Annotated in this window: 24 protein-coding genes; 15 read left to right on the forward strand and 9 right to left on the reverse strand. The window is 37.2% G+C overall.

The genetic code is table 11. The annotated features are described in order from the left end of the window. The first annotated feature begins 16 nt into the window (after window positions 1-16). The 6 genes from FFJ24_RS14735 (at window position 17) to FFJ24_RS14760 (ending at window position 6,401) form a co-directional block, all read left to right on the forward strand. Window positions 17-2,224: a bifunctional (p)ppGpp synthetase/guanosine-3',5'-bis(diphosphate) 3'-pyrophosphohydrolase gene (locus FFJ24_RS14735; protein ID WP_138817956.1), complete on the forward strand. Its 2,208-nt coding sequence runs from the start codon at window positions 17-19 to the stop codon at window positions 2,222-2,224. Between the two features lie 181 nt (window positions 2,225-2,405). Beyond that, window positions 2,406-2,903, forward strand: a complete 498-nt coding sequence (locus FFJ24_RS14740; RefSeq protein WP_138817957.1) for a Fur family transcriptional regulator — start codon at window positions 2,406-2,408, stop codon at window positions 2,901-2,903. Window positions 2,904-2,940: 37 nt separating this feature from the next. After that, a complete protein-coding gene (locus FFJ24_RS14745; RefSeq protein ID WP_138817958.1) occupies window positions 2,941-4,221 on the forward strand; it encodes an adenylosuccinate synthase in 1,281 nt (426 codons plus the stop codon). Window positions 4,222-4,536: 315 nt separating this feature from the next. Continuing rightward, window positions 4,537-4,764 carry a hypothetical protein gene (locus FFJ24_RS14750; protein ID WP_138817959.1) on the forward strand — a complete coding sequence of 76 codons (228 nt, stop codon included), beginning with the start codon at window positions 4,537-4,539 and terminating at the stop codon, window positions 4,762-4,764. Next, window positions 4,758-5,063, forward strand: a complete 306-nt coding sequence (locus FFJ24_RS14755) for a type II toxin-antitoxin system RelE/ParE family toxin (RefSeq protein WP_138817960.1) — start codon at window positions 4,758-4,760, stop codon at window positions 5,061-5,063. The genes FFJ24_RS14750 and FFJ24_RS14755 overlap by 7 nt, the downstream gene beginning before the upstream one ends. 81 nt (window positions 5,064-5,144) lie before the next feature. Next, entirely contained in the window at window positions 5,145-6,401 is a 1,257-nt protein-coding gene (locus FFJ24_RS14760) for an anthranilate synthase component I family protein (protein WP_138817961.1), read from the forward strand. A gap of 165 nt (window positions 6,402-6,566) precedes the next feature. On the opposite strand, the gene FFJ24_RS14765 is transcribed toward FFJ24_RS14760, so the two are convergent. From FFJ24_RS14765 to FFJ24_RS14785, 5 genes are all read right to left on the reverse strand, one after another. After that, window positions 6,567-7,589, reverse strand: a complete 1,023-nt coding sequence (locus FFJ24_RS14765; RefSeq protein ID WP_138817962.1) for an IS110 family transposase — start codon at window positions 7,587-7,589, stop codon at window positions 6,567-6,569. Between the two features lie 338 nt (window positions 7,590-7,927). Further along, on the reverse strand, window positions 7,928-8,734 hold the full coding sequence (locus tag FFJ24_RS14770) for a M48 family metallopeptidase (protein WP_132395303.1): 807 nt from the start codon (window positions 8,732-8,734) through the stop codon (window positions 7,928-7,930). A gap of 102 nt (window positions 8,735-8,836) precedes the next feature. Continuing rightward, window positions 8,837-9,484, reverse strand: a complete 648-nt coding sequence (plsY, locus tag FFJ24_RS14775) for a glycerol-3-phosphate 1-O-acyltransferase PlsY (protein WP_029279402.1) — start codon at window positions 9,482-9,484, stop codon at window positions 8,837-8,839. Window positions 9,485-9,533: 49 nt separating this feature from the next. Next, the gene (gene nadC / locus FFJ24_RS14780) at window positions 9,534-10,376 is read right to left on the reverse strand and encodes a carboxylating nicotinate-nucleotide diphosphorylase (protein ID WP_138817963.1); all 843 of its coding nucleotides are present in this window, start codon (window positions 10,374-10,376) and stop codon (window positions 9,534-9,536) included. Window positions 10,377-10,534: 158 nt separating this feature from the next. After that, window positions 10,535-10,933, reverse strand: a complete 399-nt coding sequence (locus tag FFJ24_RS14785) for a DUF4783 domain-containing protein (RefSeq protein ID WP_138817964.1) — start codon at window positions 10,931-10,933, stop codon at window positions 10,535-10,537. 172 nt (window positions 10,934-11,105) lie between these two features. On the opposite strand from FFJ24_RS14785, the gene gpmI reads away from it, so the two are divergent. Next, the gene (gpmI, locus tag FFJ24_RS14790) at window positions 11,106-12,629 is read left to right on the forward strand and encodes a 2,3-bisphosphoglycerate-independent phosphoglycerate mutase (RefSeq protein ID WP_138817965.1); all 1,524 of its coding nucleotides are present in this window, start codon (window positions 11,106-11,108) and stop codon (window positions 12,627-12,629) included. Beyond that, complete coding sequence (locus FFJ24_RS14795) at window positions 12,629-13,159, forward strand: hypothetical protein (RefSeq protein WP_138817966.1); 531 nt, start codon at window positions 12,629-12,631, stop codon at window positions 13,157-13,159. The genes gpmI and FFJ24_RS14795 overlap by 1 nt, the downstream gene beginning before the upstream one ends. Before the next feature lie 51 nt (window positions 13,160-13,210). On the opposite strand, the gene FFJ24_RS14800 is transcribed toward FFJ24_RS14795, so the two are convergent. Then, on the reverse strand, window positions 13,211-13,831 hold the full coding sequence (locus tag FFJ24_RS14800; RefSeq protein WP_138817967.1) for a tetratricopeptide repeat protein: 621 nt from the start codon (window positions 13,829-13,831) through the stop codon (window positions 13,211-13,213). 315 nt (window positions 13,832-14,146) lie between these two features. Between FFJ24_RS14800 and lon the strand changes: the two genes are divergently transcribed. From lon to FFJ24_RS14815, 3 genes are all read left to right on the forward strand, one after another. Then, window positions 14,147-16,618, forward strand: coding sequence for an endopeptidase La (gene lon / locus FFJ24_RS14805; RefSeq protein ID WP_138817968.1), 2,472 nt, complete (start codon window positions 14,147-14,149; stop codon window positions 16,616-16,618). Between the two features lie 83 nt (window positions 16,619-16,701). Then, window positions 16,702-17,652 (forward strand): lipid A deacylase LpxR family protein, encoded by a 951-nt coding sequence (locus FFJ24_RS14810; RefSeq protein WP_138817969.1) that lies wholly within the window; start codon window positions 16,702-16,704, stop codon window positions 17,650-17,652. 120 nt (window positions 17,653-17,772) lie between these two features. Further along, window positions 17,773-18,288: a murein L,D-transpeptidase family protein gene (locus FFJ24_RS14815; protein WP_138817970.1), complete on the forward strand. Its 516-nt coding sequence runs from the start codon at window positions 17,773-17,775 to the stop codon at window positions 18,286-18,288. 69 nt (window positions 18,289-18,357) lie between these two features. Here FFJ24_RS14815 and FFJ24_RS14820 read toward each other — a convergent pair whose 3' ends face one another. The 3 genes from FFJ24_RS14820 to FFJ24_RS14830 form a co-directional block, all read right to left on the reverse strand. Then, complete coding sequence (locus FFJ24_RS14820; protein ID WP_138817971.1) at window positions 18,358-19,392, reverse strand: MAC/perforin domain-containing protein; 1,035 nt, start codon at window positions 19,390-19,392, stop codon at window positions 18,358-18,360. Between the two features lie 135 nt (window positions 19,393-19,527). Continuing rightward, window positions 19,528-19,935 (reverse strand): alternative ribosome rescue aminoacyl-tRNA hydrolase ArfB, encoded by a 408-nt coding sequence (gene arfB / locus FFJ24_RS14825; protein ID WP_138817972.1) that lies wholly within the window; start codon window positions 19,933-19,935, stop codon window positions 19,528-19,530. Between the two features lie 34 nt (window positions 19,936-19,969). Then, window positions 19,970-20,494, reverse strand: a complete 525-nt coding sequence (locus tag FFJ24_RS14830) for a ferritin (protein ID WP_138817973.1) — start codon at window positions 20,492-20,494, stop codon at window positions 19,970-19,972. A gap of 121 nt (window positions 20,495-20,615) precedes the next feature. On the opposite strand from FFJ24_RS14830, the gene cmk reads away from it, so the two are divergent. The 4 genes from cmk (at window position 20,616) to FFJ24_RS14850 (ending at window position 25,394) form a co-directional block, all read left to right on the forward strand. Beyond that, on the forward strand, window positions 20,616-21,296 hold the full coding sequence (gene cmk, locus FFJ24_RS14835) for a (d)CMP kinase (RefSeq protein WP_138817974.1): 681 nt from the start codon (window positions 20,616-20,618) through the stop codon (window positions 21,294-21,296). Between the two features lie 563 nt (window positions 21,297-21,859). After that, on the forward strand, window positions 21,860-22,690 hold the full coding sequence (locus FFJ24_RS14840) for a DUF1080 domain-containing protein (RefSeq protein ID WP_138817975.1): 831 nt from the start codon (window positions 21,860-21,862) through the stop codon (window positions 22,688-22,690). 58 nt (window positions 22,691-22,748) lie between these two features. Beyond that, window positions 22,749-24,248, forward strand: coding sequence for a YgcG family protein (locus FFJ24_RS14845; RefSeq protein ID WP_138817976.1), 1,500 nt, complete (start codon window positions 22,749-22,751; stop codon window positions 24,246-24,248). Between the two features lie 165 nt (window positions 24,249-24,413). After that, window positions 24,414-25,394 carry an SH3 domain-containing protein gene (locus FFJ24_RS14850; protein ID WP_138817977.1) on the forward strand — a complete coding sequence of 327 codons (981 nt, stop codon included), beginning with the start codon at window positions 24,414-24,416 and terminating at the stop codon, window positions 25,392-25,394. Window positions 25,395-25,554 lie beyond the last annotated feature (160 nt).

Consider the following 25,554-nt stretch of genomic DNA (forward strand, 5'->3'; position numbering starts at 1 on the left):
TACGCAAAAAATACAAATGAAAACAGAGTTAGTGATTGATTTAGAGGCGGAAAAGCAAGAGATTCTAAAAAGATATAGGGCATTACTACGGGCAAGCAAATCTACTTTACAAAAGGGCGATAAAAAAGAAATCAGAAAAGCTTTTGATATGGCACTGGAAAGCCATAAAGATATGCGCCGTAAATCTGGCGAACCTTACATCTACCATCCTATCGCTGTCGCTCAGATCGCTGCCGAAGAAATTGGATTAGGAACAACCTCTATAGTATGTGCCTTGCTACACGATGTGGTAGAAGATACCGACATCACTTTAGAAGACATTGAACGTGAGTTTGGTAAAAAAACTGCTAAAATTATCGATGGTTTGACCAAAATATCTGGCGTTTTCGATACCAATAGCTCTTTACAGGCTGAGAATTTCCGCAAAATGCTACTCACTTTGGCTGATGATGTTCGGGTAATCCTGATCAAACTTGCCGATCGTTTGCACAACATGCGTACAATGGATTTTATGCCCCGCCACAAGCAGCTTAAAATCGCTTCAGAAACCATTTATTTATACGCTCCTCTAGCCCATAGATTAGGTTTATATGCCATAAAATCAGAATTGGAAGATCTTTCAATGAAATATCTTGATCCTGATACTTATAAATTCATCGCTAAAAAATTAAACGAGAAAAAAGCAGAGCGTGCACTTTTCATCAAAAAATTCGTTGAACCGATTGATGAGATTGTTCATGAGCAAGGTTTAGTAGCCGATGTTTACGGCAGGCCCAAATCAATCCACTCCATCTGGAACAAGATGAAAAAGAAAAATATCCCTTTTGAAGAAGTGTATGATCTTTTTGCCATCCGGATTATTTTGGATTCGGCACCCGAAAATGAAAAGGCCGATTGCTGGAAAGCGTACTCTATTGTAACGGATTTATACCGCCCAAATCCAGATCGGTTACGCGATTGGGTTTCCTCACCAAAAGGAAATGGTTACGAAAGTTTACACACAACGGTAATGGGTCCACGCGGACAATGGGTTGAAGTACAGATCCGTACACAACGCATGAATGAAATTGCAGAAAAAGGTTTTGCTGCACACTGGAAATATAAAGAATCAAGTAACGATAACGGTCTGGATCAATGGATTCAGAAAGTACGCGAAATGTTAAGCAATCCTGAAGCCAATGCTTTAGATTTCCTTGACGATTTCAAAATGAACCTTTTCTCGGATGAGATTTTTATTTTCACGCCAAAAGGCGCTTTAATACAATTGCCTTTGGGCGCTACCGCATTGGATTTTGCTTTCGAAATCCATACCGATGTGGGCGCTACCTGTATCGGTGCTAAAGTTAACCATAAGCTGGTTCCGATTTCATATAAACTGCAAAATGGCGATCAGGTAGAGATTATTACCTCAAGCAAGCAAACCCCAAAAGAAGATTGGTTAAACGTGGTGGTTACTGCTAAAGCCAAATCTAAAATTAAGTCATCGCTAAAAGAAGAAAAGCGAAAAATTGCCGAAAATGGCAAGGAAATCCTGGAAAGAAAGCTAAAGTCATTAAAAATTACTTACAATACCGATAACATTCAAAAGCTAAGTTATTTCTTTAAGCTGCCTTCTACACAAGAGCTTTTTGTAAATGTAGCCCTCGGGAAAATAGAGCTGAAAGATATTAAAGAATATCTGTCAAGCGAAAAGGAAGTCGAAAACCGTGGACCGGAACGCCCTGAAAATCTTTCGGTTGATGGGATTAAAAGTAAAATCAAAGGTGGCGAATCTGATATTTTGCTGATTGGCGAAGATATGCAGCGCATTGACTATACCTTGGCAGCCTGTTGTAACCCAATTCCTGGCGATGATGTTTTTGGTTTCATCACCGTGAGTGAAGGTATAAAGATTCACCGCACCAATTGCCCAAATGCAGCACAGCTAATGGCCAATTATGGTTATCGTGTGGTAAAGGCTAAATGGAACAAACAGCAGGAATTAACTTTCTTAACCGGCTTACGCATTGTAGGTATTGATGATGTCGGTTTGATTAACAATATTACCAGGGTTATTTCTACCGACTTTAAAGTAAATATGCGTTCGATTACTGTTGATACTAATGAGGGGATTTTTGATGGTTCTATTATGATTTTTGTAAATGATACTGAACACCTCGAAAACCTGATTAAAAACTTACTAAAAGTTAGGGGAGTTACCGGAGTAACCAGATTTGATGCTTAGTTAGTCAGAAAGCTGGAAAGTCAGAGGTCCGAGGTCAAAATTTCGAAATCTAAGTCGCAAGCTATTTGTGATTTAAACTTCCGACCTCGGACCTCTGCCTTCCCGACTTTGACAACATTTCAACAATCAAACACTATAACAATCAAACTATTTACCTACCTTTGAGTGGAGTTTAAAAACTATGTCTGAACAAAAAACAAATGAGCTCGTTCGCAAGATTTTTGAGGCTTATTTAGAAAACAAAAATCTACGTAAAACACCAGAGCGTTTCGCTATATTGGAAGAAATATATTCAAGAAACGACCACTTTGATGTAGAAACCCTTTATATCCACATGAAAAACCAAAAGTACCGCGTAAGTCGTGCTACGGTTTATAATACGTTGGAGTTATTGGTTTCATGCGATTTAGTTACCAAGCACCAGTTTGGTAAAAACATGGCACAATTCGAAAAATCTTATGGTTACCGCCAGCATGATCACGTGATCTGTATTGAATGCGGTAAAGTAGTAGAGTTCTGCGATCCACGTATCCACCAGATCCAAACCATGGTTGGCGATCTATTAAAATTTGATGTTAAACACCATTCGTTGAATCTTTATGGTTTCTGCTCTGACTGCAGTATGGCCAGAAAAGTAAATGAAAATGCGGCTACAGCTGCAAAAAATGAACAAAATTAAATCAAAATTCAAATAAAACCAGCTTAATTTATTAATAATGACGCAAGTAGATGTACTTCTCGGCCTGCAATGGGGCGATGAAGGAAAGGGAAAAATCGTTGATGTACTAAGTCCAAAATATGATCTTATTGCCCGTTTCCAGGGTGGCCCAAATGCCGGACATACTTTAGAGTTCGATGGCAAAAAATTCGTTTTAAATACTATTCCTTCAGGAATTTTTAACGAAAAAACCATGAACCTGATCGGTAATGGCGTAGTAATCGATCCAATTATCCTAAAAAGAGAGTTAGATAATTTAAAAAAAGCTGGTCATGATCCTGTTGCCGATGGCAAATTGGTGATTGCCCGTAAAGCACATTTAATTTTACCAACCCACCAATTATTGGATGCTGCTAACGAAGCACGCATGGGTAAAAACAAAATTGGATCAACTTTAAAAGGTATTGGTCCAACTTATATGGATAAAACTGGCCGTAACGGTTTACGCGTTGGTGACACGACCCTACCCGATTTCAAAGAGCGTTATGCAAAACTGGTAGAAAAACATACGGAGATCCTTTCTCACTACGAAGGTTTTGAATACGAACTTGCTGAAAAAGAAGCATCATTCTTTGAGGCAATAGAATTCTTAAAAACCATTCCTCATGTAGATAGCGAACATTATGTTAACGGTTTCCTAAAAGAAGGAAAAGCGGTTCTAGCTGAAGGTGCGCAAGGAACTTTATTGGATGTAGATTTTGGTTCATACCCTTTTGTAACTTCTAGTAACACCACAACAGCAGGTGCCTGTACCGGTTTAGGTATTGCTCCAAACAAAGTTGGAGCTGTTTATGGTATTTTTAAAGCTTATTGTACACGTGTTGGTGGAGGTCCTTTCCCTACTGAATTAGATAATGAAGTTGGCGAAAATTTACGCGCTTTAGGTCACGAATTTGGTGCAACTACAGGCCGTGCCCGTCGTTGTGGCTGGATCGATCTTCCTGCATTAAAATATGCGATCATGTTAAACGGTGTAACCGAATTAATTATGATGAAAGCTGATGTTTTAGATACTTTCGATACCATTTATGCCTGTACACATTACGAATACAATGGAGAAACGATCGATTACATGCCTTACGATATCATTTCTATTGAACCTAAACCAGTATTGAAAGCAATTGATGGTTGGGCTACTGATGTAACTAAAATTACTTCTGTAGATGAAATCCCGGCTAAATTGACTGACTACATTGCGTTCTTGGAAAAAGAACTGGAAGTGCCAATTAAGTTCCTTTCTGTAGGACCAGATAGAGCACAAACTTTAGCTTTACGTTAGAATCAGCGTCGTCACCCTGCATTTATTTCAGGGTCTGTTAATTTCACAAACACAATATAGATGCTGACCACGAAGTAGCTACAAGGTAATTGAAAATAGTATTTCAACTTGTAAAATAAATCCGATAGCTATCGGATCAGCCGATATAAGAAAGCAATCCATAGCGGATTGCTTTTTTCGTTCAAGAGTTGTCAACTTTTAATAGCAATAGCTAGAAGAAAATTGACAACTCTTTGCCAATTGACATAGTAAATTGATTTCGACAGTTTGTTTTCCTTCATCAATTTAGTTATTTTTGAGTATAAATATCTTATAATGGCAACTATCTTAGAAAGCGAAATGCTAAATTATTTTACCCAGCTAGACGATGCCGAAAAAACTTCTGTAGTAAAAATGCTTAAAGCATTTATAAAAGGGAAAAAAGAAAATTCAAACGTTACCATTGAAGCCTATAATAATGAGCTTTTAGCCGCAGAGCATGAGTTTAAAAACGGCAATTATATTTCTCATGATGAATTATTAAATGAGATTAAAAGTTGGTAACCAAACATCTTGAAATTGTCTGGACTAAGCAAGCCAAAAGCCAATTAAGAGAAATCTATAATTACATTAGCCAAGAATCTGTCCAAAATGCAATAAAGGTTATAAATGATTTAATTCAAGCAGTAGAAAATATAGTTCAGTATCCTGAAAAACATAAAATTGATCAATATAAAAAAGATAACGACGGAACATATCGTGCTTTTGAAAAACATCATTTTAGGATATCTTATCGAAACGAAAATCAGATAATAAGAATATTAAGGGTTAGGCATACCAAAATGAATCCTAAAAAACATTAATTTTACGATACTAACCATAATTCTAAAAGATAAAAATTAATTTCTTACAATTACCATCTCTATTTTTACCTTTGCGGCAGCTTGAAAACCCCGCAAAACATATCCGAATTTAAACAAAAAGTATTACACTGGGCCAATCAGTTCGAGGTATGTTGTTTCTTTGATTCAAATGAATACAAAGATGCTTATTCTGCTTACGATTTCATTATCGCTGCTGATATTCATGCAGAATTAATATGTTCTGCAGGTAATGCCTTCGATCAGCTAAAAAACTTTTATGCTTTTCACAAACAATGGATTTTCGGCTATTTTAGCTACGATTTAAAAAACGAAATAGAAGATCTTCAATCTAATAATCCCGACGGTTTAAACTTCCCGGATTTATACTTTTTTGTTCCAAAATACCTGGTTGCTTTTAAGGATGGACAAGCTGAAGTGCTGCTTGGTAAGGAATCAGTTTTAGAAGAAATTGAATTGTTTCAACTGCAAAAAAAAGAAGAATCGGGAACTATACAGATTTCACAAAGATTATCGAAAGATCAATATATCCATAAAGTTGAAGCTTTAAGAAGTCACATTCTGAGGGGAGACATTTATGAAGTCAATTTCTGCCAGGAGTTTTTTTCAGAAAATGCAGAAATAGAACCTGTACAAACTTTCGAGTTGCTAAATAAAATCTCTCCTACCCCATTTGCAGGTTATGTTAAAGTTCACGGTAAATATATTTTATCCGCCACACCAGAAAGATTCCTATGCAAACGTGGCTCAAAACTTACCTCACAGCCCATTAAAGGCACGGCTAAAAGAAGTACAGTTCAGGAAGAAGATGAAGCCATAAAACTGCAGCTTAGAAGCGACATCAAAGAACAGGCTGAAAATGTAATGATAGTTGATTTGGTACGCCACGACCTTACTAAATCAGCCATTAAGGGTTCTGTTACCGTTGATGAATTATTCGGTATCTACAGCTTCCCACAGGTCCATCAGATGATTTCTACCATTAGCTGTGAATTCAATCCAGAGATTCATTTTATCGATGCCATTAAAAATGCGTTTCCAATGGGCTCCATGACAGGTGCACCAAAAGTTAAAGCCATGAAGTTGATTGAAGAATACGAAGTGACCAAAAGGGGTATTTATTCAGGTTCTTTTGGCTGCATCAGTCCTGATGGAGATTTCGATTTCAATGTCGTTATCCGCAGCATTCTGTATAATGCGGAATCAAAATATTTGTCTTTTCAGGTTGGAGGAGCGATTACCTACCAAAGTAATGCCGCTTCAGAATATGAGGAGTGTTTGTTGAAAGCCAGTGCGATTTTGAAGGTATTGGGGAGTTAATTGGTTCAGTGGTCATTAGTTCATTTGTCCTCAGCAATCCATCATCTCAAACTGAAACGCAGTGAAATGGAGAGATCTATCTATCCAGATTTAGCTTCGCTGAGCCTTCGGGTTCTAGACTGCATTGCACCCCGCTCGAAATGATTGTTATGATAAAAACAAATTTTAAGCAGCTATTTTATAGTTATTTTTATAGCTGGCTTGATTTTTTATAACAGCAGCAACTCTTAATGCTATCTTGTTTCTAACGGCATTAATTATGCTCATGCTGTGCTTCCCTTCATCCTTTTTTCTATTGTAATATGTTTTGAATTCCTGATTATGTTGAATCAAAGATAATGCACACATATGCAGCAATCTTTTAAGCTCTTTATTGGCCATCCGGTGTACTCTTGTTTTACCTTTGATACTTATACCACTGCTGTGTTCAAATGGTACAACCCCTGCATAACAGGCCAGTTCTTTTCCGCTGGGGCGCCCTGCAAAATTTCCAGTGCAGCCAATCAGGTATACTGCGGTAACATGTCCTATCCCAGGGATACTGAGCAATAGTTTGTAGTTCTGCTTGAAACCCTGGTTTCCTGTGATAATTTTTTTGATCTGATCTTCGAGGTTCCTGATTGACTTTGCGATACCCTCAATTGCATTTTTAAGTGCTTTTTCAATCAGTTTCTGATGTTCTTTACCATTGACATTGCCAAGTTCTTTTACCGAAACGCTAATGCCGGACCTTTGTTTGAGCAGCTTTGTCCTCGCTGATATCAGATCTTTCAGGAGCATCAGTTCGGGATCCAGGGCAGCTGTAGCCTTTAGGTCATCCGCTTCCTTAAAGGCATAGTTGCATAAACGGATACTGTCTATTTTATCATTTTTGCCCCTTGCTATCCCAAAACTCCATTTGATATGGGCGGCATTGCCAATATGGATGGGCAGATTTCTGTTGCTGCAGAAAGTCCATATTAAACGATGATAGATCCCCGTATTTTCCATGACAACCAGGGAGTCCCCATTGAATGTGGTTTTCTGAGATTTCAACCACTTCTCAAATAGCTTTATACCTGGAGCGGTGTTATCAAACCGTGCGGTGGCTATTTCCTGTTTTACATGGTTCACAACGGCCATTAATGCAACATCGAAGTGCGGTTTGGAAATATCAATACCGATAAAAAATTTTGTAGTGGCAATCATCCTGCTATTTTTTATGTTTGTAATGGTTACCTAAGTTTTACCCCATCGATCCTAGTCCTTAATAATGGGTATTACCCTAATTGTTATCTGGTCACTAAGGGAAAAAACGGTAACGGATTGAATCATTTCATAGGCATAAAAACCTTGACGAATTTTAATGTGCCGCTACCGTTTTAGGTAATCTGATTTATAATTTAAGCAAAGTAAGTACTTGGTATCTTTAAATAAAATATCAAAACAAATCTAAAGGACGGTACTTTAAAGTGGGACTAAACAAAAAAGGTGGAAAATTCTGCATCATGCAAAACCTTCCACCTCATTACCTTCAGCCTTCTACCTTATTTCTTATAGTACTGTTGCGCTTCAGGTAAATATTTTTGGATCTGCGCAATACGGGTTGCATCACTTGGGTGAGTACTCAAAAATTCGGCTGGTTTTTGTGCGCCAGCAGATGCAGCTGACATTCTGTTCCAGAAACTGGTCGCATTTTGTGGATTATATCCGGCCATGGCCATAAAAATCAGGCCCAGACGATCGGCTTCCAACTCCTGGTTGCGGCTGAATTTTAACATTGCAACTGGTGTACCAACTCCATATAATGTATTAAAAATAGACTGCGTTTTAGGGTTTTTAGATAAAGCAACTCCCGCTGCTGCGCCAACACCCTGTGCAACCATTTCCTGCGACATACGCTCAGCTGAGTGACCCGCAATGGCATGCGCAATCTCGTGCCCCATTACTGTTGCTAAACCAGCGTCATCCTGAGTAACAGGCAAAATACCCGTATAAACTACAATCTTGCCTCCTGGCATACACCAGGCATTTTTTTCATTGTTCTGTACCACATTAACTTCCCATTGATAATCAGCAATCAGATTACCGTAGTTATTGCTGTTCATATACGATTTTACAGCGGTAATTAACCTGCTTCCAACCGTTTTCACTTTTAAGGCCTGGGCATTCGAAGCGGGTAAAACAGTAGATTTATTTTCTGTTAAAAAGGTACTATAGGCCTGGAATGCCATTGGCAAAACCTGATCGTTACTAACTAAATCAAATCGACTACGGCCTGTTAAAGGGACGGTAGAACATGAGTTAAATAATAATATTCCAGCAACACTTGCTGTTAAAAATAACTTTTTCATAAACGCGATTTTAAATGATTAGTAATACTTATAGGTTATAGGCAAAGCCGATGATTAAACAGTAAGCCTATAAATAAGTTTTAAAGAAATGTGTTTTGTTAATTAATTAGTTTTCTTCCTAAACAAATACACCTTAGATTCCTTGCCCTTCAGCAATCTTTCGAGATTTTTTTGGTGAGTAACTAAGATTAAAATACAAACGACCATACCATAAAGCACTTCAGATTTGATAGATACCTGAAACAAGAAAACCACACTTAGGGGAAAAGTAAATCCCGCGCAAATGGAGCTTAATGAAACATATTTAGTTAACAGTAATACCACCACAAAAACCAGAACGCAAAGCATAGATGCTTCGAAGTTAACTGCCAAAATCATTCCAAAAAGTGTAGCAACACCTTTACCCCCTCTAAAACCGGCAAAAACAGGGAATAAATGTCCCATTACCGCGGTTACTCCCAAGGCGAGCTGGTAATTAACAAAAACAACTGAATTTTGTGGTCCGGTTACCGACATGCCGATCAGATAGGCCAGATTGGTTGCAGTATAGCCTTTTGCAATATCGATGATCATTACTGCAATTCCGGCTTTTTTGCCCAGTACCCTAAAGGTATTGGTTGCGCCAGCATTGCCACTTCCGTATTCTCTTACATCAACCCCATAAAAGGCCTGACCAAGCCATACAGCTGTTGGTATAGATCCGAAAAGGTAAGCAATTAATAAAGCGCTGAGAGAATAAACCGTAACCATAGCCTACAATGATACAAAAAATAAGCTTTTAATTTTATAGCAAATCACTTTAGTATGCTTTTAAACTCATATCCAGGCTTCTCACAGAATGTGTAAGCGCGCCCATCGAAATAAAATCTACTCCACAAGCTGCATATTCAGTAACGTTCTCTTCGGTAATTCCTCCGGAAGCCTCTGTAATAAATTTCCCGTTAATTAATGCAACGGCAGTCCTTAAGTTTTCAAAAGTAAAATTATCAAGCATAATACGGTCTACACCACCAATAGCTAAAACCTGCGATAACTCCTCCAGGTTCCTAACCTCAATTTCGATCTGAAGTGGTTTATCCTGACTGATAAGATATTTTTGCGCAGCAGTAATGGCATTTGAAATCCCCCCGGCATAATCTACATGATTATCCTTGATTAAGATCATATCATATAAACCAATGCGGTGATTTACACCTCCACCAATCCTAACTGCCCATTTTTCTAAATAACGCAAGCCAGGAGTAGTTTTACGGGTATCTAAAATCCTGGTTTTAGTCGTTTTTAACAGTGAAACAATACGATGGGTTTTAGTAGCAATGCCACTCATACGCTGCATGCAGTTTAAAACCAATCGTTCTGCAATTAAAATAGAATGCGTACTTCCGGCAACGGTTAAAGCAATATCGCCTACTTTTACAGCTGTACCATCCTGCAATAATACTTCAACTTTCAAGCCAGCATCAACTTCCTTAAAAATCTCGATTGCCAATTCAATTCCCGCTAAAATACCATCTTCTTTGATAATCAGTTTTGCTTTTCCCTGTGTTCCTGGCGGAATTGTTGAAAGTGAAGTATGATCTCCATCACCAACATCTTCGGTAAGGGCATTTTTTATGAATTGATGTATAAGTTGAGTATCCAAAATATAGGTTTTATGCCGCAAAAATAAGAATTATTTATTAGCAGGCAATTTCCTGAAAGGTTAAAGTGATTTGCTAACTTCAGAGGCACTAACCTCCACGACTTACAAAGTTGGCGAGACATAACAGAGTCAGAACTTCGTAAGTACTGACTGGCCAATTAATCCTTGGCAGGTTCTATCCTTAATTCAGTAATCGAAAAGTTGGTATTGAATTTTTTCATGGTAATAGAAATCCTGAAGGTTTCTTTAGCAGTGCTTAAAATAATTACGCCAAAACGATAATTTGGATTTGTATTAATTTTATGAAAAATACTTGTTTTTACCGGAGGGTGTTTAATAAAAAAATCTCTCAAAATCTGTTCACCCTGTGCTTTTGAGTATACATCTTCCTCATCAACAATGATAAGTTCGATAGTTGAGGCGAAATTTTTAGCAATTTCTTTTGAGTTACCAGCTTTAAAATACGAGGATAAATCATCAATTATATCTGCCTGGATGGCTGTAGGGTAATATAATGATGACAAACTAATAACGAGTAAAAATAAGCTCCGGATCATTTCTGTATTTTATACAGAACCCTATAGCTAAAATTATGCCATTAGCATATCAAAAAAAGGATTTCTTCATTTATATAAGCACCAATAAAGTTATATTTGCCATATAAACAAAACACTAAACATGTTATACATGAAAATGTTTTGATTTTAATCAATAAATTTTACAATAAAAATGGTAAACGATAAAAAACTCGCGCTTATAATTCTAGATGGTTGGGGCTACGGAAAACAAGATAATTCTGATGCTGCTTATGCTGCCAACACTCCTTTTTTCGATTCGTTATTACAGAAGTACCCAAATTCCAGGCTCGAAGCATCTGGTGAAGCAGTAGGCTTACCAGCCGGACAGATGGGAAACTCAGAAGTTGGACACATGAACTTAGGCGCAGGTAGAGTAGTTTACCAGGAGCTTGGAAGAATCAATAAATCGATTACCGACAGAGAATTGCACCACAACCCGGTTTTGGTAAGTGCATTTGATTATGCAAAGCAGCATAATAAAGCAGTTCACTTCATCGGCCTGGTTTCAAACGGTGGTGTACATGCGCATATTGAACATTTAAAAGCTTTGTGCGATGCCGCAAATGAAGCAAATGTACCAAACACCTTTGTTCATGCTTTTTTAGATGGCCGTGATACGGATCCAAACTCTGGCCTGGGCTTTATTACTGACCTGGAAAACCACATCCAAAACACCAATGCTAAATTGGCAACCATGGTTGGCCGTTATTATGCAATGGACCGCGATAACCGTTGGGAGCGCGTTAAACAAGCTTATGATGTAATGGTAAATGGCATTGGCGAAAAAACCCAGGATGCTTTGGCTGCAATTAAAAAATCGTATGCCGATGGCGTAACTGATGAGTTTTTAAAACCAATCGTATTAACGCAGGATAATGGTGCTCCAGTTGCTACGATTCAAAACGATGATGTGGTCATCTGTTTCAATTTCCGTACAGACAGAGGGCGTGAGATTACAACAGCATTAACACAGAAAGATTTCCCCGAGCAGCAAATGCATAAACTACCATTGTATTATGTGACCATGACTACCTACGATGAGAGTTTTGAAAAGGTAAATGTAATTTTCACGAAAGATGATTTAACCCAGACCATCGGTGAAGTATTGGCCAATAATAATAAAAACCAGATCCGTATTGCAGAAACTGAAAAATATCCTCATGTAACCTTCTTCTTCTCTGGCGGAAGAGAGGCTGAATTTGCCAATGAGAAACGTATTTTAATTCCTTCACCGAAAGTAGCAACTTACGATCTTCAACCTGAAATGAGTGCCGCAGGAATTACCGATGCCATTACCAAAGAAATGGAAACAGGATGGGCTGATTTTATTTGTTTAAACTTTGCCAATCCAGACATGGTTGGACATACAGGTGTTTTTGAGGCCGTAATAAAAGCAGTTGAAACTGCAGATAAATGTGCAGAAATCGTGGTAAACAAAGGTTTGGAGCATGGTTATTCGTTTATCCTTTTAGCCGATCATGGAAACTCAGAATTTATGGTAAATGGCGATGGATCTGCCAATACTGCACATACAACCAACCTGGTCCCTTGCATTCTAATTGATAAAGACTATAAAACTATTGCAGATGGTAAATTAGGCGACATTGCCCCTACTATTTTAAAAATATTAGGCGTAGCTATTCCGGCAGAAATGACAGGAAATGTTTTAGTATAATGGTTAAAAAACTTTTTATCCCGGTATTTGCTTTAGCTTTATTTTCATGCAACCAGCGAAAAGAAGCCGAAGCAAATACCAGTTTAAGTTATTTCGATGTTAAGGGTTATTTCGGAAAAGAAATTTCACGCTTGCAGCGTTTAAATCCCGATGTAGATAAAACGGTAAGTATAAACGCTATAGCGGAACATAAAAAAGCCAAAATTACCGATTGGACAAAAGAACTTGCCATTTTTGTTAATGCCGATATTAATAAAACCTCCTGGAAAGGTAGTTTTAAAACTAAAGAACAAGATGGAGTTGATATTTATACTTCCGATAATAAAAAAATCCCTGTTAAAAAGGTTTCTATTACCTGGAAAGGTATGAAAGCAGTTAAGATAGAGATCATTATCGATAATAAAAATATCTTATATCAATCTCAGGATACTTTAACTTATTATCCCGATAGTTTATATGCTATTAAAAAGCATCAAAAAATAAGATTGCTTAATGAAAAAAGATATTCGGTTATCGGAAAGCTTGAATAAAAAATGGGACCCGAATATATTCAGGTCCCATTTTTTTTAAAAGGATGTATTTTATTTCAGGCTGGCAATCTGCGCTTTATCGTAGGTTACCCAATCAATAATATCTTTTCTTAATGGCTGCAAGGTTAATACCTTCTGAAAATCAGCAATAGAGTTATTGAATAAAGCTACACAAGCTGCTTTTTCTTCTTTTTTCTTTGCTTTAAAAGATCTGAAAATTGCATAATCTTTGTAAGCCAGGCCCCGGTTCTGAAACATCTGTGCGTCTTCATCACCATTAATTTCAATGGCTTTTGTAAAATCTTTGAGAGATGCCAGATAAAAGTTTTCGCGCATGGTATTTAACGATTCTTTAGGATCGTTAGCTATTTTCAACCTTGCGATACCGCGATAATAATAAGCAGAAACCTCTGTAGGTTTGATGGTTAATAACCGGCTGTAAGTGGCAATACACTTCTCGTATTCGCGATTTTGGAAGTAAGAATATCCGAGCATCTGGAGCACGTTTGCATTATCAGGAGTTTTAGTATCAGCTTTTTCCAATTGCATTGCTGCAGTTTTATAATCACCTTTCATCATAGCCTGCATGCTTCTTTCGTAATTGCTCTGCGCGAAACTACTCGTTGATGTAAAAATAATTAAACCTAAAATCGCCTTTTTAAAATAGTTCATGTATGAGTAATAAGTTAACAAATCTAACGCCTAACCGAATTTATAGGAGAAATTTTTTGCAATATAATCCTATTCTGATAATTTAAAAGTTTTTAATTTTCTTTCATTCAAACCAGGTGCCCTAAACATTAGCTTAAACGCTAAAAAATGCTTTATATGATATTGGCGAAAATATTTATATTTCTCTGCCTTTTTAACATAAGATTAATATTATTTTCACTTTGGCACAAGAGTTGAATTTATTAAGCCAATACCAAAATTAAACAAAGTGAATACGATTAAACTGCCAGTTTGTCGTTAGCAGAAAATGTGATAATGAGTAAACAAGATATATTTGATTTCCATACAGCAATGCCAATCATAAATGAAGATACCGAGTTTTTTCCTTTAATGTCTCAACAAGACGAGGAGGAAATGAACAATGAGGAAACGCCCGAAACGTTGGCCATATTGCCTTTGCGAAACACAGTTTTATTTCCAGGAGTAGTTATTCCTATTACAGTTGGAAGAGATAAATCGATTAAGCTAATTAAGGAAGCTTATAAAGGGAATAAGATTATTGGTGTTGTTTCTCAAAAAGACGTTTCTATTGAAGATCCTACTTTTGAGCAACTTAACACGGTTGGTACTGTTGCCAATATTATTAAGTTGTTGCAGATGCCTGATGGGAATACCACTGTAATTATTCAGGGTAAACAACGTTTCAGTTTAATTGAAGAGGTGCAGAATGAACCTTATATTAAAGCCGTTGTTAAAAAATTCGAAGAACAAAAGCATAAGGGGGATAAGGAGTTTAAAACATTAATCGCTTCTATACGCGAGATGTCTGCACAGATTATCCAGCTTTCACCAAATATTCCAAGCGAAGCCAGTATTGCACTAAAAAACATTGAGAGCAATTCATTTTTGATCAATTTCATTTCATCAAATATGAATGCCGAAATGGCCGATAAGCAAAAAATCCTAGAAATGGATAAATTGCAGGAAAGGGCGCAAAAGGTAATGGAACTATTAATGGTCGAATTGCAGATGCTGGAGCTGAGAAATCAGATCCAATCAAAAGTGCGTACCGATTTAGATAAACAGCAACGCGATTATTTCTTAAATCAACAGCTAAAAACCATCCAGGAAGAACTGGGCGGAAATTCTGCCGATTTAGAATTTGATGCTTTGCAGGAAAGGGCTAAAAAGAAAAAATGGACGCAGGCTGTTGCTGATCATTTTGATAAAGAAATAGATAAGTTAGGTAGAATGAATCCTGCTGCGCCTGATTATTCGGTTCAGTTAAACTACTTAGAACTACTATTGGATTTACCCTGGAGCGAATTTACAAAAGATAATTTCGACCTAAAAAGAGCACAGCGCATCTTAGATAAAGATCACTTCGGTTTAGAAAAAGTAAAGCAGCGTATTATCGAATACCTTGCTGTGCTAAAACTAAAACGCAATATGAAAGCACCTATCTTATGTTTGGTTGGCCCTCCGGGAGTTGGTAAAACATCGTTAGGAAAATCGATTGCAAAAGCATTAGGCCGTAAATATGTACGTATGGCTTTAGGCGGTATCCGCGATGAAGCAGAGATCCGTGGGCACCGTAAAACTTATATAGGTGCCATGCCGGGCCGTATTATTTCATCCATTAAAAAAGCCGGAGCAGATAACCCTGTTTTTGTTTTGGATGAGATTGATAAAGTAGGTACTGATCACCGTGGTGATCCATCATCAGCTTTGCTTGAAGTTTTAGACCCTGAACAAAACAATGCATTTTACGACCATTATGTAGAGGTGGATTACGATTTGTCAAACATCTTATTCATTGCCACAGCAAACTCTTTAAGTACGATACAGCCTGCTTTGTTAGACCGTATGGAGATTATTGAGGTGAACGGGTATACGATTGAAGAAAAAATAGAGATTGCAAAAAAATACCTGTTACCAAAACAGAAAGAAAATCATGGTTTGCAGACCAAAGATATTGCCCTTAAACCTACCCTGATTGAAAAAGTAATCGAAGACTATACAAGAGAATCGGGTGTGCGTGGTTTAGAGAAAAAAATAGGTTCGTTAGTACGTGGTGTAGCTACAAAAATCGCCATGGAAGAAACTTATGAGGCAAATTTAACTAATGATGATGTCGAGCGCATTTTAGGTGCCCCGATTTATGACAAAGATTTGTATGAAGGCAATGAAGTTGCAGGCGTGGTAACTGGCTTAGCCTGGACAAGTGTTGGAGGCGATATTCTATTTATCGAATCGAGCTTAAGTCCTGGGAAAGGAAAATTGACCTTAACCGGTAACTTGGGCGATGTAATGAAAGAATCTGCCGTAATTGCTTTGGCTTACCTACGCGCCCATGCAGCTGAATTTGGTATAGACTACACTTTATTTGACAATTGGGATGTTCATGTTCACGTGCCTGCAGGTGCTACACCAAAAGACGGACCATCGGCTGGGGTAACCATGCTTACTGCCTTAACTTCGGCATTTACACAACGTAAGGTAAAACAACACTTAGCTATGACTGGTGAGATTACTTTACGTGGAAAGGTACTTCCTGTTGGTGGAATTAAGGAAAAAATTCTTGCAGCAAAAAGGGCGAACATTAAAGAAATTATCCTTTGCAAAAGCAACCGTAAAGATATTTTAGAGATTAAAGATAGTTACATTAAAGATTTAACGTTTCACTATGTAACAGAAATGAGCGAAGTAATTGAACTGGCATTAACTAAAAATAAGGTAAAAAAACCAATAGATCTGAGCGTTAAAATTGCTCCGATTGTAAACTAATTGCTAATTCTTTTGGATTAACGATCAAAAATCCAATTACAATAAATACTTTTATAGCCCAGGTAAATTGCCTGGGCTTTTTTATGAGATCATTTTTATTCACCATAGTTTTTTGTTCGGTTGTTTCAACCAGTTTCGCCCAATCCTTTAAAAACGAATTCGGTTTTAAAACTGAAAACGATGCTTATCTGGCTACGTTAAATGACCGATACTATACCAACGGGTTATTTATCTACTTCCGCCATGCCATTAATACTGAAAAGCTGTCAGATAAAATAGAGAAAAAAATCTACGAAATTTCTGCCGGACAAAAAATGTATACGCCCTATTGGGGTCAGGTACCTGATAAAGAAGATCAGGACAGGCCTTTTGCAGGTTATCTTTATGCCGGTGGCGCTTATTCGGTTTTCTACAAAAATGAAAGTGTTTTAAAAACAAGCGTAGAATTGGGAACGGTTGGCCCTAACTCACTCGCTCAAACTGCACAGGGTTTTCTACATAAAACAGTAGGTTTTTATACTCCTACAGGCTGGGATTACCAAATCAAGAATGAACTTTCTGTAAACCTTGCCACCAACTATAGTAAACTACTTTTTAGACCTGAAGATCCAATTGTGGATATCAGTACACAGGGTTATGCCAATTTGGGCACCACTTTTTCAGGACTAGGCGCATCTGTTTTATTTAGGGCAGGTAAAATCAATCAATTGTTCAATAGTGCTTACCATAATGCGGTAATTGGAAATTCGAAAACAAAAAGCCTGAACAATTCAGAGTTTTTCTTTTACGTTAAACCGCAGTTAAACTTTGTTGCCTATGATGCCACCATACAGGGAAGCCTTTTCAATAACAATAGTCCGGTAACATTTGGTGTAAAGCCAATCGTTTTTGAACAACAGTTTGGTGTGAATTATAGTTCGAAGCGATTTACAGCTGATTTTAATGTGATTTTTAAAACGAAAGAGGTTAAAAGTGTGGCAAAGGCGCAGAATTATGGTGGTTTGAGTTTATACTACAGATTTGGAAAAAGTTAGGTAACTGTTAATATTGTTTTATTGTTATATATTCATTTTAAGTGGTGTCAGATATTTCTATCTGACACTATTAATCTTAAAATAAGGCATCTGTATTTCTATTGTACATAACAAAAGAATATGAAAAAAATAATCCTTTTTATCATTTCGTTTTTCATAATCGGTGCGGCTATTTACAATTTATATCCCGAACAAAAACTCCCGCTAAATACTGAAATTGATTACATTATTGTAAAAAAATCTGATCGGCAGCTATTGGCTTACGCGAAGCACAAGCTGATTAAAACATACAAAATTTCTTTAGGTGATAATCCCGTGGGCCATAAGGAATTTGAAGGTGACGAAAAAACACCAGAAGGGTTTTATATCATCAACGCGAAAAACCCAAATAGCGGCTACCATAAAAACCTTGGAGTATCTTATCCAAATAAAGAAGATATTGCCAGAGCTAAAGCCTTGAATAAATTACCTGGTGGCGATATTAAAATACATGGAATTCGAAATAAATTAGGCTTTATTGGCAAGTTTCAACGATTTTGCGATTGGACAGATGGCTGTATGGCACTAACCGATAACGAAGTAGACGAATTGTTTTATGCTGTAAATATTGGAACTAAAATAGAAATCAGGCCTTAAATTTATTTTGGATTTGAGAGAATAGGTTATACAATAAAGGGCAATTAAATTGCCCTTTATTGTATCTATTTAATTTGTCAGTTTAACCACCTTTGCGGCATAGTACTGATCGAGGTAATCTTTTACTTCAGCTTTTTTAGCTGCATCATCAATAAAGTTATATAGTGGGGCCAAACCATCATCCGAAGCGCCTATAAAAGTTGCTTTATCCTCTGTAGTAGAAGCAACCCAATTGTTAAGGTTCACAATAACCCTGTTATTTATGGTTTCGGGTTTTAATTTGCTAATATCACCTCCTGTTGAACTATAATAGATCTGGGCAGAAGTATTATCATTTAAATTGCGTAGGATAGGCTCATCCAGGTAGCCGGTAGGCAAGCCAAATGTCCTTTTTAAAGTATAACGTAATCCTTCCATAATAATCGCGCCCCGTCTCTCGTTCTGAGGTGCTTCTGCCTGGTAAACAACGTCAAATTTAGAACCTATTTTTATGTTTGTTAAAACATGTGTTCCATATTTACTAACAAGTTCCTGAGCAGATAATAAAGTAATATCTCTCTTAAAATCTGCTGTTAAAAATTTATTTACCGACTGGTCGTAATAAAACTTATATACCTTCCAGATCATGTAATACGAATAGTGCCCGTAAACATATTTTTTATTAGTAACATCCGTTCCTGGAAATACCTGATTAATGGTATTTCCAAAGAGTTTTAAGCCTTTAGTTGCGTTATATGAATTAGAGAATTTTGTTGATAAATCAACGGCACTTTCAGCCTGAGTAGTCCTCCACGAAGATTGTGTACCTCTTATAAAAACAACGTTATATGTTCTGTCGGCATCATAAGCAGAAATATCGACTACATTGCCTCTTACAGAAGCCAGATCATTAAACTTATCTGTAACATCGTATCCGAACCCTAAAAAATTGAAGGTTGCAGATGGTGGATATAAAGGTTGAGTATCCTGGGTTGCTCCCTTAACTGAATAGGCAATATCAGGGGATAATTTTTCTTCAGGAACAGGATTTGGAATTTCTTCTGGATTTTTCTTGCAGGCAGCAAGTGTAGCCATAAAGGCCAGCGCTAAAATAGTTCTTTTCATTTGGTTATTATTTGTGTGTGCTCACCAATGTCAATTTTGGTGCCACTTACACAACAAATCCTGGTATTTGAATGTGGTTTATCAAAAGGCAAATCAAAACAACTAAAAAGACAGCAGCAGTATAACCATAAGTCATTATAGATCAATCACTTTTCTGTTTTTCTTCTTTTCAGCTGTTGAGGCTTTATTTTTTAGCCGCTTTTCGATAACGCCTTTGGGAATTTTGGTTGGCTTTCTTTTTTTCTGAACGGTTAGTGACCGCTTTAATAAATCGATCAGTTTTGCAATGGTTTTCTCTTTGTTTAAAAGCTGGCTTCTATCTTCCTGCGAAACAATATGCAAGAGTCCTTCAGAATCTAAACGGTTTTGAAGTTTTTCCTTTAACAGTATTTTTTCCTCGTCGTTGAAATGCTCAAAGGCATCGATATTAAAAATGATTTCTACCTTACTCGAAACTTTATTTACATTTTGTCCTCCTTTACCCCCACTTCTGGAAGTTTTGAAAGTAACAGACCGTAAAATTTCTTCTCTTGTAGGCAACATGCTGCAAAAGTAAGAATTTAGAAATAATAAAAGCTTATTCGCCTTCTTTGGTCTCGCTTACCTTGCTACGTAAACCTACAATATCCTTATCCAGCTGGTAAATTCCTCCTCTATCACTTCCAACTAACTGAAGTTTTTCTAACATGGTTTTTGCCATTTTTTCTTCTTCCAGTTGTTCATCTAAATACCATTGCAAAAATTTAAAAGTCAGGTAATCTTTTTCGTTCAACGAAAGTTCTACCAGATCGTTAATGCTTTTTGATACCAACAGCTCATTATCCAGGAAATCCTGAAATACCTCTATAACCTGTCCGAAAGAATTTTTTGGCATTTCAAGGGCAGTAATCAATGCATGCCCGTCCCGATCATTAATATAATGGATTAACTTAAGCATGTGATGACGCTCTTCATCACTTTGGCGATAGAAAAACTCGGTATATCCTTCTAAACCTGGCTGTGTTTCCAGCCACGAGGCAATGCCCAGATAAACTTGTGATGATTCGGCTTCCAGTTTAACCTGGTTATTCAGCGCCTCCAACATTCTTTCTGATAGTAACATAAATTTTCTATTTATTTTTCAAATTAAACACATCCGGCGAATCAATGTTTTAGTTGTACCTTGTTTATAATCTATCTTAAAAAAATTCAGCATTCTGTTTCTATTTTTTACCTTTGCTACGATGAAGAAAAACCTGGTAATAGCAATAGATGGCTATTCATCTTGCGGAAAAAGTACATTAGCGAAAGCACTGGCAAAAAAATTAGGTTTCATTTATGTAGATAGCGGGGCGATGTATCGTGCCGTAACCCTATATTTTTTAAGAAATAATGTTGATATTGCTGATGATGCTAAAGTTATTGATGCTTTACAGCACATTGAACTGAATTTCCACTCCCGCGATTACGAATCGCACATTACCCTTAATGGTGAAGAAGTTTCTGACGAGATCCGTTTAATGCCCGTTTCAGAAAATGTAAGCGAGGTTTCGGCACATAAAATTGTACGCCATGAAATGGTAAAACAACAGCAGCGTATGGGCAAATCGAAAAATATTGTAATGGACGGCCGTGATATCGGTACCACCGTTTTTCCTGATGCGCCTATAAAATTCTTTATGACAGCCGATCCGAAAATCAGAGCTGAACGCAGATTTAAAGAACTGGAAAGCAAAGGCAATAACAAAACTACGTTAGAAGAAGTTTTTGAAAATCTTGCCCACCGTGATTATGCGGATACCACCCGTAAGGAAAGTCCGTTGGTGAGGGCTGATGATGCCATTATTTTAGATAATACCGATCTTACACAGGAAGAACAATTGGATTTTGCGATGGAGAAAGTTAATCCGTTTTTGGTTCACTAGTCAGTAGTTCATTTGTTCACTGGTCATTAGTTCATTAGTCCATTTTTTAGTAGTTGATGGCCATATTGATTACTACGAAGCGACGAAAAATATTACAAAAGTTTGGTTAATTGTTTAAATCGGTTAACTGATATCTATCGCTGCATCCCAAATGCATAGTTTAGTTAATCTTCTTAAGACCAAGGGATTTTAGACTAATAGATTTCTCCATTCCGCGGTGCTCCACCAGTCGAAAGGACGTGTCGCTAAGGTTAATTATTTAAATCGGTTAACTGACACCCAAATTATGAGTCACCAAGCTATTAACTGTGAAATATCTAACTACTGGCCCTTCGACTCCGCTCAGGGTGACACTCCGAGGGGAGAATAGATTTTTTCAATCTAGTTGAGTCCATTAGCTACCAGACTATGAACCATCTAATCATCGACCCTATATTCTATTCACTCCAAACCCCAAACGCTCAACTCCAAACTGATCGGCTATCAAACTATCAACCATCAGACTATTGACCTTTGACTTCAGAAAAAAATTCATATTTTTAGCACATAACCCAAATGTTGCTATGAAATTAAAATCAATTTACCTTACTGTATTATTTCTATCCATCTTTATTTTAAATGTAAATGCCCAAAAAGGCTGGATCAACCTCTTTAATGGGAAAGATTTAAAAGACTGGAACATTAAAATTGCAAAACACGACTATAAAGAAAATTATGCCAATACATTTCGGGTAGAAAATGGTGTAATGAAAGTAAGTTATGATGAATATAATGAATTTGACCAGCAATATGGCCATATCTTCTATAAAAAACCTTTTTCTGCCTATCTTTTAAAAGTAACCTATCGTTTTATAGGCGAACAGGCTAAAGGTGGCGAAGGCTGGGCAACCCGAAACAGTGGTGCCATGTTACATTGCCAGGATCCGGCAACGATGTTAAAAAACCAGGATTTTCCGATTTCTATCGAAGGACAGATTTTAGGTGGAGATGGAGAACACGAACGCCATACCAGCAATGTGTGTACACCTGGAACATTGATAAATTATAACGGTAAATTGTTTACACCACACTGTTTAGATTCTAAATCGAAAACCTATGCAGGCGACCAATGGGTAACCGCAGAATTTTTAGTCTTAGGTGATTCTGTTATCAAACACATTATAGCAGGCGAAGTGGTTTTAGAATACACCAAACCTCAAATTGGTGGCGGCAACGTCTCTAACTTCGACCCAAAGGTTAAAACAGATGGTAAAGCATTAACATCAGGTTATATATCCTTACAAAGCGAAAGCCATCCAATAGAATTTAAAACAGTAAAACTTTATGATTTAGAAGCCTACATGAAAAATAAGGCAAAACTGGATAAAGTATTGGCTAAAATATTAAAAGAGTAAACCATAATCCAAATCATTTGTTAAATAGTGATGTAAACTTTAAAGCTAAATTTATACGATGCTCCACGTCTGCCTGTTTAAACGCTTTACCCTTCTTTTCTTTTTATTTGTTACCCATGTTGCAATTGCGCAGAAAGCTTATCAGATAAAAGACATCCCCGATCCTAAAAATAATGGCGGTGGTTATGTAAGTGACCCTGATAAAATTTTGGGTATCAATGCGGTTTCGCAACTCAATAGTACCATTGCCGATTTCGAGAGTAAAACCAATGTGCAAGTGGCAGTGGTGGTGGTTAACGATTTCGATCATGATAAAGAGGATTTCGACTTTGCTTATGAGCTCTTCAATACCTGGGGAATAGGCTCAAAAACCAGCAACAATGGTTTGTTGTTATTTATTTCGAAGGAGCGCCGTAAATACAGGTTTATTACAGGTACAGGTGCCGAAGGTGTTTTACCTGATGTAAAGCTTAAACATATTGCTGAACAGCAGCTTATACCGGCTTTTAGAGAAAATGATTTTGCCACCGGAATTACCAATACCATTAATGCCATTGGCGAGATTATCTTAAAACCTGAGCATAAATCGGAGCTCAACCAATTGTTCACTCAGCAGGATAGCAATAATGATTTAGAAAATTTCTTACTACCTACCGGGATAATCATCCTGCTTTTTTGGGGTGCATTCAAAATTGTGAACCGGCAGGCTAAAAATGCTACAAAAGATAAATCCAGGTCAGGTGGAGACCAATATGAAAAGATTGGGAAAGGCTGTGCGGTGGCGATGATGATCACTTTTGTAACCGGCTTTATATTCTTCTTTTTTGGTGGAATGGATCTGGTTGAAAAAATAAGATCAAAAGATGTTCCGTTTATTCTGTATGCTATTTTGGCTCTTGTACTTTTCGGCAGGTACCTTTTCCACATTTCAGCATTGCGGAAAATACACAATGACGATAAAAACTTTTTTAATTCGGTAAGTAGTTTTCATAAAAAGAATTTTTGGCTGATCATTTTTTCTCCCCTTATTTTAATCAACATGATCATCTATTTATTTAAAAGGGTTAAAAACATTAACCGCTTTAAAGCAGTACTTGATAGTAAGGGCCAGGAAATGGTACGTTTGGATAGGGATATCAATATTGAAGGCGAACCTTTTTTAACAAGGGGCCAACGCAAAGAAGAGATAGTAAAAGCTTATGATTACGATATTTGGGAAAGTGCCGACCATAAAGAACATATCATTAAGGCATGGCCTGCAGAAAAATACAATCGCTATACCGAATGCCCTGAATGTACTTTTAGAACTTATAAACTAAATAAACGCATAACCACAAGAGCGGCAACCTACAGCCATGAAGGCCAGGCAAAATTGATAAACGAATGTAGTTTTTGTAAAAAAACAGAATTTATTAAATGGATTACATTAGCCATGTTGGTTGAATCGAGCTCCTCTTCCGGTTCGTCTTCGGGAAGCAGTAGTTCTTCCTCTTCATCGAGCAGCAGCAGCTGGGGTGGTGGCAGCAGCAGTGGTGGCGGTACGGGAGGCAGCTGGTAGTACATTAACCTCCATAAAGACCATTTTTTTTTAAGAACAAGCTCCTTTTTTCAATCTTATCCCCTCCTATTAAAAGTATTTTCTAATTTTGAAACACTTAGCACGGTGTTTGCTTATAGCGTGTTTGCGATTACCTATTAAAACTGTTCGCAGAATCTTATACTTATGACTAGAATTTTCTTCCTCCTCATCGCTCTTTCTATTTTTGCTAACCGTTTAAATGCACAAGAATTGTATCGTGTTAAGGCCGACAAATTGCGTGTAAGGGAAAGCAGCGATCCGAAAAGTAAGGTGATTGGAAATATTGGTCAAAACGAAAGCATTACGGTTTTGGATGCCAACAATGCGAAGTTTTACAAAGTAAAGTTTAAAAACCGCGAGGGCTGGGTAAGCAAGGATTTCGTCGAAAAAATTGCACCCGCGGCAAAACCAACTACTCCTCAAGCAACTACTGCACAAACCGATGCCACCCCTCAAAAGTCAGCAAGCGCCGACATGTATCGCGTAACTGCCGACGACTTAAGGGTTAGGCAACAAGCTGATCCGAAAAGCAAAATTGTAGGATATCTGCCTAAAAATGAAAATGTGGCCGTAATTGATTCATCTAATACAAGTTTCTATAAAATTAAAGTTACCAATGGTGAAGGATGGGTGAGTAAAGAATTTTTGGTCAGGGTTTCTCCTGTAAAAGCTACAGTAGAAAAAACCAGCATAGCCGCATCAGTACCTCAAATAAAAAAAGATTACACCAACATTATCTTTTTTGTAGTTGTGGCCTTAATACTCATCACTATACTATACTTTTCTATTAAATACGCCAGTGGCAACAAATTTTTGATCGGTTTTTCGGCAATTGTGATTCTGGTAATCGGGTATTTCTGTTATATTACTTTCATTCAGCCAAAAGTAGTAACAGGTACCTTTGCAAGCAATGAAGACATTCAGTACAAATCTTTCAATTTCAAATCGAAAGATTCCGTAACCGTTGCCGATGCCTATACTGATTCTATTTTTACCTCGAAATACGTTATTGAAGGTGACATGATCAAACTTTACGATCAGCAAAATACAATTATGCTACTAATCAGAGATGATAAAACGTTAATTGGCGAGGGTTTTACAAGAGGGACGTTTACAAAGAAATAAATCCGGGATCATCAAACGTTCCTACGGAACGAAAAAAATGCACATTTTTTTCTACCGATGATTCGTCCTGCTGGGACGAGTCATAAACCAAGGCGGCAAATTTTAAATACGGTTCGTCCCATCGGGGACGATTTATGGGTAGTAAATAACAAAATGTTAT

The sequence above is a fragment of the Pedobacter sp. KBS0701 genome (assembly GCF_005938645.2).
GTDB lineage: Bacteria > Bacteroidota > Bacteroidia > Sphingobacteriales > Sphingobacteriaceae > Pedobacter.